Origin of the sequence: Empedobacter sp. GD03797 (assembly GCF_029842105.1) — a bacterium.
Taxonomy (GTDB): domain Bacteria; phylum Bacteroidota; class Bacteroidia; order Flavobacteriales; family Weeksellaceae; genus Empedobacter; species Empedobacter falsenii_C.
This window is the reverse complement of the sequence record NZ_JAOCFS010000002.1, coordinates 210,596-226,099: the sequence shown is the minus strand read 5'-3', so window position 1 is coordinate 226,099 and position 15,504 is coordinate 210,596. Positions and strand designations below refer to the sequence as shown.

Sequence of the window (15,504 nt, the reverse complement as noted above, 5' to 3'; positions counted from 1 at the left end):
AAATTCGATAACATGATAAATCCAAATGATAGACTATTAGTGATAAGCACGAGTACTATTCACGGTTATAGTTTTTTAGAATATATAAAAGATGAAATCAAAGAATTTATTCAATCTGATGAAATCATTTTTGTTCCCTATGCGCGTCCTTCGGGAATTTCGTACGATGATTATACGCAAAATGTAAAAGATGCTTTGCAAACGGTTGGAATTTCTGTAAAAGGTTTGCATACTTTCGAGAATAAAAAAGAAGCCATTTTGCATGCGAAAGCGATTTTTATTGGAGGAGGAAATACATTTTTATTGCTAAAAACGTTATATGAACTTGGTTTGGTAGAAGAGTTGAGAAGTGCTGTACATAATGGAACGCCATATATTGGAACGAGTGCAGGAAGTAATTTGACTGGTTTAACAATTGGAACAACAAATGATATGCCGATCGTTTATCCACCAAGTTTTGATGCATTGCAATTTTTACCTTTTAATATTAATCCGCATTATTTGGATCCTGATCCAAATTCTACGCACAAAGGTGAAACAAGAGAAACGCGTATCAATGAATTTCACAAGTTTAATCATCAAGTTGTCGTTGGATTGAGAGAAGGAAGTTGGCTTCGCGTAGAAAATGGAGTGGTGGAATTGAAAGGAAAATTATCAGCCCGAATTTTTAGACAGAACGAACAACCAATTGAGATTGAATCTGGTGTTTTAGAGGAAAAAGTTTATAGTATTTAAATAAAAAATCCTCAACTAAATTTAGTTGAGGATTTCAATTTTAAAACAATTTATATAAAACTAATTACTTCAATTTTTTAGCAACATACATTTTTTCTGCTAATTGAACAGCTTTGTACGCATCAACAACACCGCCTGTTACAGAAATATCTGTTAAAGCAGGATTTTTGTTGACAGATTCTAACAAAATTTGTTTGATATCTGTTGCAGTTAATTTTGGATAATGTGCCCAAACCAAAGCCGCAACTCCCGCTACAACTGGTGAAGCCATGGAAGTTCCACTTTCGTTTTTGTATTCCCCATCTTTATTAGGAACGGTAGAATATATTTCATTTCCTGGTGCAAAAACGTCTACAGACTTTTTACCAAAATTAGAGAAACTTGCTCTTAAATTATTATTATCCATTGTGTTTGCTCCAACTGTAATTACGTTTTTAGAAACTTCTGCACCTTTGTTATCATAAACAGTAGGGAAGTGAATTTCGTCATCAATATTTACGTTTTCATTTCCTGCAGCTTTAATCAATAAAAGACCTTTTTTCTCAGCATATTTAAATGCATCCCAAACAATTTGTTTATCTGGAGAATAAGCTTTTCCAAAAGACATATTTAAGATTTTTGCTCCATTATCTGCAGCATAACGAATGGCATTTGCAACGTCTTTATCTCGTTCGTCTCCATTTGGAACTGTACGAACTGACATGATTTTTACATAACCATTTCCTGCGATTCCATCCATTCCAATTCCGTTCCCAGATTTTGCTGCAATAATTCCAGAAACGTGCGTTCCGTGCATAGAATCAGGACCGTCTACATCATTATTTCCGTAAAAACGTTCTGATTTATCAGCATAATTATCACCAACAATTGGACGAGGATCTAATTCTGTATTCAAGTTAATTTCAACTTGTTCTTTGTAATATTTTGTTCCTTCTGAAATTTCATTTCCAACTTCTGTTAAGAAATCTTTCATCGATTTTCCTTCCCAAGCTTCTTTCGGAACCATACCAAAAATAATCATCCCTTGTTGTGCTTCTTTAGAAACAGGTTTAAAAGACATCATATTTTTTTCATTCAAATCTTTTTCGCCCCATTCTTTAATCAAAGCAGGAAATGCAACAGAGAAAATATCATTCATCTGTACATATTGCGCAGCATTTTGTTTTGCTTCGGCTAATTTATTTTCGAACTCAGGTTTTATTTTTTGATATTCTTCAAATTCTTTTGGGAATTTCGTTTTGTTTGAAGCTGCATCTTTACTTTTTTCGAATAAATCGCGGTATTTTACAAAAAGACGTGTTAACTCTAATGTATCTCCATCAACATTTTTACCATCTTTTCCTCCGATAAAATTCCAACCGTGAATATCATCAACATAACCATTTTTATCATCGTCAATTCCATTCCCAGCAATTTCTTTGCTATTTGTCCAAATATTATCTTTTAAATCTGGATGAGTAATCTCAACTCCAGAATCTAAAACACCAACAATTAATTGTGATGGTTTACGTTTTTTTGATTCTAAAAATTGTAAAGCTTTTTGCGTATTTACACCATAAACACCACTTTCTTCGAAAGATTCGTGTTGCCAATATTTTTGATCAACTTTAGGTAAAGGTAGAGCAGTTGTCGTTTCTTGTGCGAACGATGCCACACCAACAAACATAGCAACTGATATACTTAATAAGAATTTTTTCATAATTGATTTTATCTATATGTCGAGAAACAACTGAAATTGTTACATCTAAAATTATCTCGATTTTAAACGCAAAAAAGGCTCCAAAATTTGAAGCCTTTTTATAATGTTGTGTTAAAATTAAAATTATTTCAACTTACGTTGTTTGTAAATTTCTTCAGCTTTTTGTACAGCTTTGTAAGAATCTACAACACCTCCAGCAACAGAAATATCTTTTAATTGATCGTTTTTATTTACTGTTTCCATTAAAATAGTACGAATATCTTCTGCTGTTAATTTTGGATAATGTGACCAAACTAATGCAGCAACACCAGCAACAGCAGGCGAAGCCATAGAAGTTCCGTTTAAGAAACGATATTGATCAACACCTGGATATGTTGCATAGATCTCTTGTCCTGGTCCAAAAACATCTACCGATTTTTTACCATAGTTTGAGAAACGAGCTTTTAAAGCATTTGGATCTTTAGTAGAAGCACCAACTGTAAGGACAGATTTAGAAACTGTATTTCCATTTCTGAAATTAGTTGGATAATGTACATGAACATCAATATCTTCGTTGCTATTTCCTGCAGCTTTAACGATTAAAACACCTTTATCAGAAGCATATTTGAACGCATCCCAAACTAAATCTGCATCAGGAGAATAAGGTTTTCCGAAAGACATGTTCAAGATTTTTGCTCCATTGTCAACTGCATAATAAATAGCATTTGCAACATCTTTATCGCGCTCATCTCCATTTGGAACTGTACGAACAGACATAATTTTTACATTATTTCCTCCTGTTGTTCCTTCAGAACCGATATTATTTCCTCTTACAGCACCGATAATTCCAGCAACGTGAGTTCCATGAGAAGACTCAGGTCCGTTAGAATCTCCGTTTCCATAAAAACGTTCTTTCTTATCATTTGGATTGTCAACATCTTTACGATCAACCAAATCTAGATTTAAGTGAGAAGATAAAGCATCTCCCTTCGCAGCACGACGAGTAGCTCCTAAATAGGTATTCGAAACTTCTTTCATCGTTTTGCCAACCCATTGCTCTTCTTTTAACTCACCAAAAATCCACAAAGCTTCTAAGATTTGAGAATCTGTTGGTTGATAATTCTTTAAAATATCTTTTGATAATTTAGTATCACCAAACTCAAGAACCATTTTATTTACACCACCTTCAACTGCATTCAATTTAGATTGAGCAACTTGTTGGTTATATTTTGCTTTTCCTACAGCACTTAAATATTCTTTTTCAATTTTTTGGAATTCAGCATATTCAGTAGGATTTTTTACAATAGCTTCGTGATTTTTCTTTTGATCGAAAGTTGCGTATTTAGATGATAAAGCTTTGTAAACACGTGTTAATTCAGTTGTATCATCATTGTAATTGATTCCTTTTGCAGTTCCTAAAAAAGACCAACCGTGTACGTCGTCAATGTAACCATTTTTGTCATCATCTATTCCGTTTCCTGGAATTTCTTTTGAATTTGACCACATATTTGCTTTCAAATCTTCGTGGAAATTTTCAACACCACTATCTAAAACTCCTACAATAATTGTATTTGCTTTTCTTTTGTTGTCTTTTAAAAATTGTAAAGCTTGATCTGTATTTACACCATAAACACCTGTTTGTTCTACACCTGCATGATACCATTTTTCTTTTGGTACTTCTGTTGTTTGTGCTTGAGCAAACCCTAATGTAAAGGCAAATCCTAAAGCAATAAATAATTTTCTCATGTTGTTATTTTATTAAGTTTTTTAAATATACTGCGGCACTTGGTCCTTCGCTAAAAAGTAAATCTAAGATACTCAAACCTTCTATAAACTCAAATTTATCATCAAAAACTTGCGCATATTCTGGTAAGTTATATTGAGGTGCTTTTTTAGCAGAAAATTGATTTCTGAAATCATTTTCAGGATTCAAATCTTGATAGGTTTCAGTTTTTGAAATATCTAAATCTAAGCTTAATTTCTTGTTGATGAAATCAATCGTTTTTAGATTAAAATCTAAAAGAAATTTCTCTTTTTGTTCTAAAATAGGAATAACTTCATCTTCATAATATTCAAAATATGGAGAACTTTGATAAGCTGATTTCAACGATTTGATGTGTTCTTTTTGCCAATCATATTCGTAAGAAGGTTGTAAATCTTTGAACAAACGAGTTCCGTTATGTAAGATTGGAATATTCAACATCAATTTACCATTTGCGCCCAAAATATACATGCGGTTACGGTAAGTTTGCTTTTGAAAATTTTCTTGAACTTCGATATCCAAAGTTTGGCTTTTTACCATTTCTGCATAGTAATCAATCGGTCCAAAATAAAAAGCTGCAAACGTATTTTTCATTCTATTATTTTATATGGAAATGTGCATTACAAGTAGCTTATAATGCACATTTATAGTGTTGTTAATTTTATAATTTAGAGGATTTTATCGCTCTTTTTATTAATATTTGTTTTTCTTCTTCTCTTTACGAGCTTTTACAATATCGTATCCAATCCAACCAATTAAGGCAATTAAAACATAAATTCCGTACGAAGTTTTGTCTGGATTATCATTATTGATTGATGTAAAGAAACGGTTCCAAATAAATTTCTTAGGAGCAGCAGGCTCGAACATTCCGTTCATATTTGCCCAAATCATAATTGGACGACCAATGATGTGATCTTCTCCAACATATCCAAAGAAACGCGCATCTAACGATTGATTTCTATTATCTCCCATCATGAAGTAATAGTTTTGTTTGATTTCGTATTTATTTGTTTTTTGATCGTTAATGTACACATCAAACTTACCATTCGCAGAATCTACACGCAAACTATTGTGCTCGTATTTACGAATTACATTGATGTATTGTGCTAAGGTTTCTTTGTTTACATCAACTACATCACCTTTTTTCGGAATATATAAAGGTCCATATTGATCTGTATTCCACGTTTTGTTTACAGGGAAAATCGTATTTGTACTATCAATTTTTCCATTTACAATGTGCTCTGTTTTTTCACCAACTGGTTGTAAAATTGGTTCAACAGAAACTACATTTGCATTAGATTTCATTGCTGTAACATGAGCATCAGTCAAAGCAGCAAATTGATAAATAAATGTTCCGTCAGCTTGTTTTGCAGCGTTATAATCAGTACTAATAATTCCGAAATTATCGTATAATAATTTATCGCTGAAAGGAGATTTTACAATAACTGTATACGCATGTTGAACTTGTGCATCTTTTTTCGGAATGAATTTTTTATCATTTACATATAAAACTCCATTACGAACTTGAATCGTTTCACCTGGTAAACCTACCAAACGTTTTACATACGCATCTTTACGATCGATAGCAGAATAAACAGAATCTGTAGGATAGTTGAAGACAACAATATCGTTCGATTTTAAATCTCTCCAACCTGGAAGACGCATATAAGGCAAACGCGCTTTGTCGATAAAACCATCACGGTAAATGAACTCAGAAAATGGAATTCCGATCGGCGTCATAGGAACGCGCGCTCCGTGACTTACTTTTTCTACAAATAAAGCATCACCAATTTTGATTGTATTTTCCATTGATCCTGTAGGAACAATCATTGGTTGAATAAACCAGTTATGAACCAAAGTTGCCAAAACAAGGGCAAAAATTAAGGAAGAAACAAATGTTGGTTTGCGTTTTTCTGGTCCTAAATATTTTGGATTATCAGAATAATTAACTGCAAAAATGTATAAACCTAAAGTCAAAACCATAATGACTTTGTCTTTTGTTTCAATTTTTCCGTAAGAATCTCCTAAATCAACAAAGAATACTAACCAAAAAATAGGACCAACAATTGGCAAATAAAATAGAATAATCCACCATTTTGGACGATGAATAATTTCTAAACCTTTCCAGATATTTAGAAAAGGAATATAAGCTTGAATTGCTTGCTTTCCAGCATTTTTATATAATTTCCAAGTTGCAGCTCCAAAGATTATATTGGCAATAATAAAACCAATTAACCAGTAAATTAGTACATGCATAAGTTTTTGATATTTAGTATTTTAATTTAGTTTAGTTCAAGTACATCTTTCATTGTGAAAACACCTTGTTTATTACAAATCCATTCCGCAGCAATCACGGCACCTAAGGCAAAACCTTTGCGAGAATGCGCAGTATGAGAAATCTCAATAGTGTCTACATCAGAGTTATATTGTACGATATGTGTTCCAGGAACGTCCTCGATTCTTTTTGCTTCAACTGGAATAATATCTTTTGCCTTTTCGTCCATCGACCAAGAATTATATGTTGAATTGTCAATAATTCCTTCGGCAATTGTAATCGCTGTTCCAGAAGGTGCATCAAGTTTTTGTGTATGATGAATTTCTTCTAGATTAATTTGGTATTCGTTACGATATTTATTCATCATTCGAGCTAAAATAGAATTTAATTCGAAGAATAAATTAACGCCCAAACTAAAGTTAGAAGCATATAAAAAAGCGGTGTTATTTGAAATTGCTAAATGATTAATTTCTTCTTGTTTATCTAACCATCCTGTTGTTCCACAAATTGTTGCGATTTTATTTTCAAGTAATACTTTAAGGTTGTCGTAAGCAAATTCTGGTCTCGAAAATTCTATTGCAACTTCAACATCATTTAATTCTTCCGCAAGTGGAGTACGAGATATTTTAAGTACAACTTCGTGTCCGCGTTGAATTAAAATTTCTTCAATGGCTTTTCCCATTTTTCCGTATCCTATTAATGCAATTTTCATCTGTAATTTCTAAAATTTTAAGTTAAATGCCAATCCTAAAACTGGCTCTAATGTCATTTCATCTTGAATGATTGTTGGTTTGAATGACATTTCTGTGTCATTACGAACTGTAAATAAATGCGCATCAACAGTTGCATCAACAATATTTAATAAATAAGCTAATGCTGTTAAAGCGACACTATAATCGCGTTTTCGTTTGTAATCGTCTTGAATAACTGCCAATTGTTCTGCAGATAAAATTCCTGAGAATTCGTTTGGTGTTCCTTCTCTTACTGCAATGTACGCTTTTCGGTATTTTTTGTACAAATTATTGTAATAAATCGTGAAACCAGTTCCTGTTCCTACTAAACCTAAAGCGATTGGTGCTTTCAACCATTTTTTGTTGTACAATTGTCCTGCACCAGGTAAGATAGCCGAATACAAAGAGGCTCTAATTGGACTTTTTTCCATCAAAACTTCTTTAGTTACGCTCATCGTATCATTTACAATAACATTATTTTCGACAACTACTAAAGAGTCAGTTTTAACTTGACCAAAAGCAAACGTCGATGAAATCGTTAATCCAAGTAAGAATGCTTTAATTTTCATTTAAGAATTTTCTTAATCGTTCAAACTCATCATCAGAAGTAAAATTCAAAATGATTTTACCTTTTCCATTATTTGCACGTTTTATTTCAACTTTTGTATTCAATGAATTTGAAATAGAACTTAATGCTTCCTTGTACTGAGAAGGCAATTCATTTGTTGCTTTTTTCTCAGGTTTTCCTTCTTTTATCGATTTGATTAAACGTTCTGTATCACGAACAGATAAATTGTTTTTGACAATTTTTTCGTAAATATCAAATTGTAAATCAGTATCATCAATAGCCATCAAAGCACGGCCATGTCCCATTGAAATCATTCCGTCACGAATTCCTGTTTGGATAATCGGATCTAATTTCAATAAACGCAAATAATTGGTAATAGACGTTCTGTCTTTTCCAACACGTTTACTTAATTCTTCTTGCGTTAACTTGATTTCATCAATCAATTGTTGGTAAGAAAGTGCAATTTCGATCGCATCTAAATCTTGACGCTGAATATTTTCGACTAATGCCATTTCCAGCATTTCTTGGTCATTTGCTAAACGCACATAAGCCGGAATTGTTTTTTTACCAGCTAATTGCGAAGCGCGAAAACGTCTTTCACCAGAAATCAATTCATATTCACCTGTTGGTTTTTTACGAATCGTAATTGGTTGAATAACGCCTAATGTTTGAATAGACGAAACCAATTCCTCTAAAGCTTTTTTATCGAAATTCGTTCGTGGTTGCCAAGGATTCGCGGTGATTTTTTCTAAATCTATTTCCAAAATGTTCCCAACCAATTTTTTAGCACCTTCATCTTGTGCTGTTTTTACAGTTGGTTCATCCTTTAATAGAGCAGATAATCCACGTCCTAAGCGATTATTTTTATTTGGCTTTGCCATTTTATTTAAACTGTATCGTTGTTGTTAATTAAAAATTCACGCGCTAAATTTAAGTAATTTTCTGCACCTTTACTTGCTGCGTCGTACTGAATAATTGTTTCGCCAAAACTTGGTGCTTCTGACAAACGTACATTTCGAGTAATAATTGTTTTGAAAACCATTTGCGGAAAATGATTGTTCACTTCGTCCAACACCTGATTAGAAAGACGTAAGCGCGAATCGTACATCGTTAACAATAAACCTTCGATATCCAATTCCTTGTTGTGATGTTGTTGAATTCCTTTTATCGTATTTAATAATTTACCTAAACCTTCTAACGCGAAATATTCGCACTGAATAGGAATAATCACAGAATCAGCAGCAGTAAGCGCATTCAGCGTAATCAAACCAAGTGAAGGCGCGCAATCTATAATAATATAATCATATTGATCTTTGATTTCTGATAACGCGTTTTTTAACATGTATTCGCGGTTCTCGTAATCTACAATCTCAATCTCGGCAGCAACTAAATCTAAATGAGCAGGCATCAAGTCTAGGTTTGGCGATTCTGATTGTAAAATAGCTTTGCTCGCAAGCACTTCATTTTCCAATACTTCATACGTTCCTGCTTCGATTTCATCCAAATCAAAACCCAAACCAGATGTTGCATTTGCTTGCGGATCTGCGTCAATTAATAAAACTTTTTTCTCTAAAACACCTAATGAAGCGGCAAGGTTTAACGAAGTTGTCGTTTTACCAACACCACCTTTTTGGTTAGCAATAGCAATAATTTTACCCATAATTTACGTTCAAAACGATTTCAAAAATACAATATTTAACCTTGCTAAACCTTAAAGAAAAAATAAATTTTTGAACAATTGTTGATTATTTGTCCTACATCATAAAACATCAGTTCTGTAAAGCTAAATTTTAATATTATTTTATCTTTTTAACAGAATTAAAAAACTTATATTTGCGGCAAGTATTTTTATAATTTTTTTAATAAAAAAAGTTGATGAGTTTTAACCTTTTATTCGAAAGCGTTGAGAATAGAAAGAGCTTTAACGCAGTAGTTTTAATGAATAGAAACGAATTTAAGAATTATTCTTTCCCCTTATTGCTTCGCAATGTATATTATGCGATACGTCTGTAATACCCTAAATTTTTTCTCGCAAAATTTTTAGAATTATTCAACACACGTAACATTTATAAAGCATAATGAAAACTAAATACATAGATTTAATCACGCAATCATTTGACTTTCCACAAGATGAATTTGAATTAGATGGAGAGTACTTAAAATTTAATGGAATTGACCTAAAAGCATTGGTCGAAGAACATGGTACACCATTGAAATTTACTTATTTACCTAAAATCTCGCAAAACATACAAAAAGCGAAAGGTTGGTTTGAAAAAGCGCGTGAAGAGTTAAACTATGAAGGAACTTACAATTATTGTTATTGTACAAAAAGTTCTCACTTTCGTCACATTTTAGGCGAAGCATTAAAAAACGATATTCACATCGAGACATCTTCTGCATTTGACATTAATATTGTCGAAAATTTGATTGGAGAAGGTCTGATTACAGACGATCAATATGTTGTTTGTAACGGTTTCAAACGTGAAGAATATGTAGAAAACATTGCTCGTTTGGTAAACAGCGGACATCGTAAAACAATCACAGTGATTGATAATTACGAAGAAGTTGATTTGTTTTCGGAAGCGATAGAAGGCGATTTTGAAATCGGAATTCGTATTGCATCTGAAGAAGAACCAAAATTTGAGTTTTATACTTCTCGTTTAGGAATTGGCTACAAGGATATTGTACCGTTTTATCAAACAATGGTAAAACCAAATGAACGCATTAAATTGAAAATGCTTCATTTCTTCATTAATACAGGTATTAAAGACAATTCATATTATTGGAATGAGTTGACAAAATGTTTGAGAGTTTATGTAAACCTTAAAAAAGTTTGTCCAGAATTAGATAGTTTGAATATTGGTGGTGGATTCCCAATCAAAAATTCGTTGAATTTCGAATATGATTACGAATACATGGCGAAAGAAATCTTGTTGCAAATTAAAATGATTTGTGATGAAGAAGGAATTCCCGTTCCAAATATTTTTACAGAATTTGGTTCGTTTACAGTAGGAGAAAGTGGAGGAGTGGTGTACAAAATTCTTTATCAAAAGAAACAAAATGATAAGGAATATTGGGATATGATCGATTCTTCTTTTATGACAACTTTGCCAGATGCTTGGGCAATTTCGAAACGATTTGTCATGTTGCCAATTAACCGTTGGTACGATAAGTATGAGCGTGTATTATTAGGAGGTTTAACATGTGATTCTGATGATTATTACAACTCAGAACAACATGTAAATGCTATTTATCTTCCGAAATATGATCAAGCAAAACCATTGTACATTGGTTTCTTTAATACAGGAGCATATCAAGATAATATTAGTGGATTTGGTGGAATTAATCACTGTTTGATTCCTCAACCAAAATATATTTTGATTGACGAAAATTACGAAGCAAAAGTATATTCTGAAGAACAAACGCATCAAGATGTGTTGAATACTTTGGGGTACAAATAATTGAATTTTAAATAAATAAAAAACAAATAAAATGAGTAAAGGACCAATCAGTCAGTTTATAGAACACAACTATAGACACTTTAATGCAGCTGCTTTAGTTGACGCTGCAAAAGGATATGAGCAACACTTGTTAGAAGGTGGTAAAATGTTAATTTCTTTGGGTGGAGCAATGTCTACTGCTGAATTAGGAATTTCATTAGCTGAAATGATTCGCCAAGATAAAGTGCACATCATTTCTTGTACAGGAGCAAATTTAGAAGAAGACGTAATGAATTTAGTTGCGCATTCTCACTATAAAAGAATTCCAAATTACCGTGATTTAACACCAGAGCAAGAGCGCGAATTGTTAGATACACACTTCAACCGTGTTACAGATACGTGTATTCCAGAAGAGGAAGCTTTTCGTCGTTTACAAGAGCATTTAGAGAATGTTTGGCATGCAGCAGAAGAAAAAGGAGAGCGTTATTTACCACACGAATTCTTATACCAAGTTGTAAATTCTGGAGTTTTAGAGCAATACTACGAAATTGATCCGAAAGATTCTTGGATTGTTGCTGCGGCTGAGAAAAATTTACCGATTGTTTGTCCAGGTTGGGAAGATTCTACAACAGGAAATATTTTTGCATCTAATGTAATCAAAGGAAATTTAAAAGCGTCTACAGTAAAATCTGGAATTGAATACATGATTTACTTAACAGAATGGTATCGTGCGAATTCTGATGGTAAAGGTGTAGGTTTCTTCCAAATTGCAGGTGGTATCTCTGGAGATTTCCCCATTTGTGTTGTTCCAATGATGTATCAAGATTTAGAGTGGACAGATGTTCCTTTCTGGGCATATTTCTGTCAAATCTCTGACTCTACAACATCTTACGGATCATATTCAGGAGCTGTTCCAAACGAAAAAATTACTTGGGGTAAATTAGATATCGATACACCAAAATACATGATCGAATCTGATGCAACAATCGTAGCACCACTGATTTTCAACTATATTTTAGGAAACTAATTAGAATATATTAAACATAAAAAAAACCACTTCATTCGAAGTGGTTTTTTTTGTGCTACTCTTTTCGTTCTAATAAATACCATTTATCATTCAATTTTTGAGAGATTTTATATTTATTTGGAAACTCATCATTGTTTTTATTCACTGAATTTTTAGCGTAAAACAATTTATTATAATTAAGTAAACTATATGTTTTTGTATCATGCTTTTTATTGAAATAATAACCAATAATTTGATTATTCTTATAAAAATCGGATTTCTTTTTCGAATCAATGAATAATTTAGATAATACTGGATTATTATTTATTGCTAAACTATCTGTTTGCATTATATTATTTTCTATATATTCTACTTTGATTGAATAAGAATACTTGTATTTATAGAAACTAACTTTTGAAGGATGATGAATTAGTTTTTTATAATCATCAAGAATCTTAGATTTAAAAACTCTTAAATTTTCTATAGTATCATTCTCAAAGTAAAAGTAATGAGTTGAATCGTTATAGAATACATTCATTTTACCTCTTAATTCATAATTAAGTTCAAATAAATTATCATTAGCTTCAATTGCTTGAATTGTTTTTTGATAATCAATTTTCTTAGAACAGCTTATTGTTCCTATAATAAGTACTGTGAAAAATAAAAAAAATCTCATTCAGTTTAAATATGATTTACAATAGGTAATATACATATTTTTAATCAAAACAATAGAAACCAAAAAACCACTTCTTGCGAAGTGGTTTTTTGGTTTTATATCGTTCCGATAATTAATCTTTCATTGCTTCACCAGCTTTTCTATGCGTAAATTTTCCATAGATATGTCTTCTAGCAAAACGGCTTGGAGAGTCAGAATTTACCATTTTGATGTACGTATTTTTAGGAACACCGAAATATTCGTAATGGTTTCCATCTAAATGTTCTACTTTCAAAATTTGTTCATCCATATAAAAATCATGAATGTTAGATTTTGCAGTTGTAATCGTATATTCTTCTTTGTTTTTTTCGTGCGTTTCAGGATTAATACTTACTAAAAAGTGGTATGCTTCGATCACAACTTTACTTTTTTCTTCAGCTTCTATTTTACCTGCATCGTCGTTGATAAATTTATCAGGATGCGCATCTTTCATCGTATTTCTGTAAATTGTTTTCAACTCTTTTAGAGTGACATTTTTATCAACTCCAAGTAATTTTCTGTGTTCTACAACGCTTTTCATAATTATAATCCTTTTTTCGGAGTGCAAAAGTACGGATTATAAATCACGAAATACGTTTAATATCCATAAGTTTCGTTAAGGTTATGATAAATAATTTTCTTTTTGTTGAGAATTTGATATTCAATTCCAATACTATCCTTGTTTATAGAAATCAGTTTAGCTTGCTGAATAGGTTCGTTTTCGTATTCATATCGCTTTGGATCATCAGAATTAATATTTAATGTTTCAGAAACAATATCACTATAATCTGGTCTCGCGATATTGTTTGATTTTTCTAAAATAGGAAATTTAGATTCAGAATTATAGATATAAGCACGTTTCATTGCCATAACTTTTTTCGTAACTACTATTTTATATTCATCATTTACTTTAATGGTTTGAATTGTATTCATATTGAATAAAAAACTAACGATAGATAGAAACGGAATTGCCATTGGTAAAATGCTCAATCCAACTAAAGCAAAAAGTAAAAAACCATAAATTTTGATATAGATAATTTTCCAAAATTTAATAACGATGTAAAAGGTGAAAATAATCCAAGTCCAAGCAAGAATTTGATAGGTATATTCTCCTTTTAAATTCAACCCCATAAGGTTTAAACTCAATAAAAATAAAATGAGGAGAACTGAAGAAATGATGTAGATTTTGAGTGATTTTGGCATTTAGGTTATGATTTATTTTTTCGAATATACATTATTTATATGATTTAATCGTTTTGTGTAAAATGAATTATCTCGAATATTTTTGTAATTTTAAACAAGCTAACAACAAACAAAATAAGTATGAAATTGAAAGACGTTCCTGAATTGAAAAACTCTATCTTAGATCTTCCTTCAAAGGAAAAAGATAAACTTCTTTTGCGTCTTATCAATAAAGATGAAACTTTAGTAGAACATTTGCATTTTCAATTATTAGAGGGTGAAAATGATTTGCAAGATCGTGTAAAAAATATTTATGAAAAGATTGATTTGCAGTTTAAAAAGTCTCATCACTTAATTAATCAGATTAATATAAATAGAAGTCATCGTCAATTGTTGTTGACGCTAAAAACATTGAGTGGAATCGTGAATTATCATGTTCAAATTACGAAAGATAAAGTTTCCGAATTTGAATTGAGAAAATATATCATTCAAGAATCTTTTAATCGTTATCCTTATCTTTTTGAAACTTATACAATAGGAGATAATGCAGAAAAATTATACAACTATCAACATGGGAGATTGAAATTGATTTTTTCTATTTTTAATAAATTTCATGAAGATTTAAAATTTGATTACCAGAACGATATTGATGAAATTAATACTTTTTTAAGAAAAACTCCTATAAATTTTAAACTTCAATAGTTCTTTTAAACAAAAGGTTGCTTATCTAATATTGTATAAAATAATAATTAAATTTACTATAATTGACTTATTATTAATTGGTTTGGTCTATTTTTTGTTAGTCTTAAAAATAGTGGATTAACAAATTATTAATTTAATTTATTGTTAAATAACGAAAAAAATACAGTTAGTTCTGTTTTAACCGAACTAACTTATATATATTTGCACGGTTTTATAGACTAAACACATTATGAATATAGATAATCATGCAGGTAACATGGTCTTATTCTGTAGTTTTAGTGCTTTTTTAGAGAAAACGTATAAGTTTCCTCCTTTAACAGCCAAATTGCAGGCATATATGGTTTTAGAATCAACTGAAGAAGGATTTACTTTTGAAGAACTTTTAGAGGTTTTCAATGTTAGTAAGAGTTCTTTGTCTAATTCGATTAATTACTTGCTATCGATGAAACATATTGAATATATAAACAAGATTAATTCTCGTAAAAGATATTTTAGATTAAATTTTAATTATTTGATAGAGAAGTTAGATTTTTTATTTGAAATGATTTCTCAAGATATAGGTTATACAAATCGAATAAAAGAACATAAACTAGCGAATAATACGCTTTCTAAGAATGTTGAAAATAGAGTAATTGATATCTATTTGGAACATCTTAATCAAACAAAAGTGATATTAGACGAAACAATACAAAAAATAAATAAAATTCAACTAGAAAATAAGTAAAAGTAAT

Annotated in this window: 16 protein-coding genes; 5 read left to right on the top strand and 11 right to left on the bottom strand. The window is 31.1% G+C overall.

All coding sequences use genetic code 11. The features are described from left to right. Positions 1-12: 12 nt before the first annotated feature. Positions 13-735, top strand: a complete 723-nt coding sequence (gene pepE / locus N5D90_RS03020; RefSeq protein WP_280061510.1) for a dipeptidase PepE — start codon at positions 13-15, stop codon at positions 733-735. Between the two features lie 64 nt (positions 736-799). Here pepE and N5D90_RS03015 read toward each other — a convergent pair whose 3' ends face one another. From N5D90_RS03015 to N5D90_RS02980, 8 genes are all read right to left on the bottom strand, one after another. Then, complete coding sequence (locus tag N5D90_RS03015) at positions 800-2,434, bottom strand: S8 family peptidase (RefSeq protein WP_280061509.1); 1,635 nt, start codon at positions 2,432-2,434, stop codon at positions 800-802. Between the two features lie 123 nt (positions 2,435-2,557). Then, the gene (locus tag N5D90_RS03010) at positions 2,558-4,159 is read right to left on the bottom strand and encodes a S8 family serine peptidase (protein ID WP_280061508.1); all 1,602 of its coding nucleotides are present in this window, start codon (positions 4,157-4,159) and stop codon (positions 2,558-2,560) included. A gap of 4 nt (positions 4,160-4,163) precedes the next feature. Continuing rightward, complete coding sequence (locus N5D90_RS03005; RefSeq protein ID WP_280045574.1) at positions 4,164-4,769, bottom strand: WbqC family protein; 606 nt, start codon at positions 4,767-4,769, stop codon at positions 4,164-4,166. 99 nt (positions 4,770-4,868) lie between these two features. After that, entirely contained in the window at positions 4,869-6,431 is a 1,563-nt protein-coding gene (lepB, locus tag N5D90_RS03000; RefSeq protein WP_180904453.1) for a signal peptidase I, read from the bottom strand. Positions 6,432-6,457: 26 nt separating this feature from the next. Further along, positions 6,458-7,162 (bottom strand): 4-hydroxy-tetrahydrodipicolinate reductase, encoded by a 705-nt coding sequence (dapB, locus tag N5D90_RS02995; protein ID WP_280061507.1) that lies wholly within the window; start codon positions 7,160-7,162, stop codon positions 6,458-6,460. A 9-nt stretch (positions 7,163-7,171) separates the two neighbouring features. After that, complete coding sequence (locus N5D90_RS02990) at positions 7,172-7,750, bottom strand: DUF5683 domain-containing protein (protein WP_038330578.1); 579 nt, start codon at positions 7,748-7,750, stop codon at positions 7,172-7,174. Then, positions 7,740-8,630 carry a ParB/RepB/Spo0J family partition protein gene (locus N5D90_RS02985; protein ID WP_038330580.1) on the bottom strand — a complete coding sequence of 297 codons (891 nt, stop codon included), beginning with the start codon at positions 8,628-8,630 and terminating at the stop codon, positions 7,740-7,742. Before N5D90_RS02985 ends, N5D90_RS02990 begins: the two co-directional genes overlap by 11 nt. Positions 8,631-8,635: 5 nt before the next feature. Continuing rightward, positions 8,636-9,409, bottom strand: coding sequence for a ParA family protein (locus N5D90_RS02980; RefSeq protein ID WP_038330582.1), 774 nt, complete (start codon positions 9,407-9,409; stop codon positions 8,636-8,638). Positions 9,410-9,827: 418 nt separating this feature from the next. On the opposite strand from N5D90_RS02980, the gene N5D90_RS02975 reads away from it, so the two are divergent. Both N5D90_RS02975 and N5D90_RS02970 read left to right on the top strand, forming a co-directional pair. After that, a complete protein-coding gene (locus N5D90_RS02975; protein ID WP_180904450.1) occupies positions 9,828-11,210 on the top strand; it encodes an arginine decarboxylase in 1,383 nt (460 codons plus the stop codon). Between the two features lie 31 nt (positions 11,211-11,241). Further along, entirely contained in the window at positions 11,242-12,216 is a 975-nt protein-coding gene (locus N5D90_RS02970; protein ID WP_180904449.1) for a deoxyhypusine synthase family protein, read from the top strand. Positions 12,217-12,271: 55 nt separating this feature from the next. Here N5D90_RS02970 and N5D90_RS02965 read toward each other — a convergent pair whose 3' ends face one another. The 3 genes from N5D90_RS02965 to N5D90_RS02955 all read right to left on the bottom strand — a co-directional run bounded on the left by N5D90_RS02965 (position 12,272) and on the right by N5D90_RS02955 (position 14,020). Continuing rightward, positions 12,272-12,871 carry a hypothetical protein gene (locus N5D90_RS02965; RefSeq protein WP_280061506.1) on the bottom strand — a complete coding sequence of 200 codons (600 nt, stop codon included), beginning with the start codon at positions 12,869-12,871 and terminating at the stop codon, positions 12,272-12,274. A gap of 112 nt (positions 12,872-12,983) precedes the next feature. Beyond that, a complete protein-coding gene (locus N5D90_RS02960; protein ID WP_280061505.1) occupies positions 12,984-13,430 on the bottom strand; it encodes a KTSC domain-containing protein in 447 nt (148 codons plus the stop codon). 56 nt (positions 13,431-13,486) lie between these two features. Beyond that, on the bottom strand, positions 13,487-14,020 hold the full coding sequence (locus tag N5D90_RS02955; protein ID WP_280061504.1) for a hypothetical protein: 534 nt from the start codon (positions 14,018-14,020) through the stop codon (positions 13,487-13,489). 192 nt (positions 14,021-14,212) lie between these two features. On the opposite strand from N5D90_RS02955, the gene N5D90_RS02950 reads away from it, so the two are divergent. Together N5D90_RS02950 and N5D90_RS02945 are read left to right on the top strand one after the other, a co-directional pair. Further along, positions 14,213-14,773, top strand: a complete 561-nt coding sequence (locus tag N5D90_RS02950; protein ID WP_280061503.1) for a hypothetical protein — start codon at positions 14,213-14,215, stop codon at positions 14,771-14,773. A gap of 229 nt (positions 14,774-15,002) precedes the next feature. After that, complete coding sequence (locus N5D90_RS02945) at positions 15,003-15,497, top strand: hypothetical protein (protein WP_280061502.1); 495 nt, start codon at positions 15,003-15,005, stop codon at positions 15,495-15,497. The last annotated feature ends 7 nt before the right edge of the window (positions 15,498-15,504 follow it).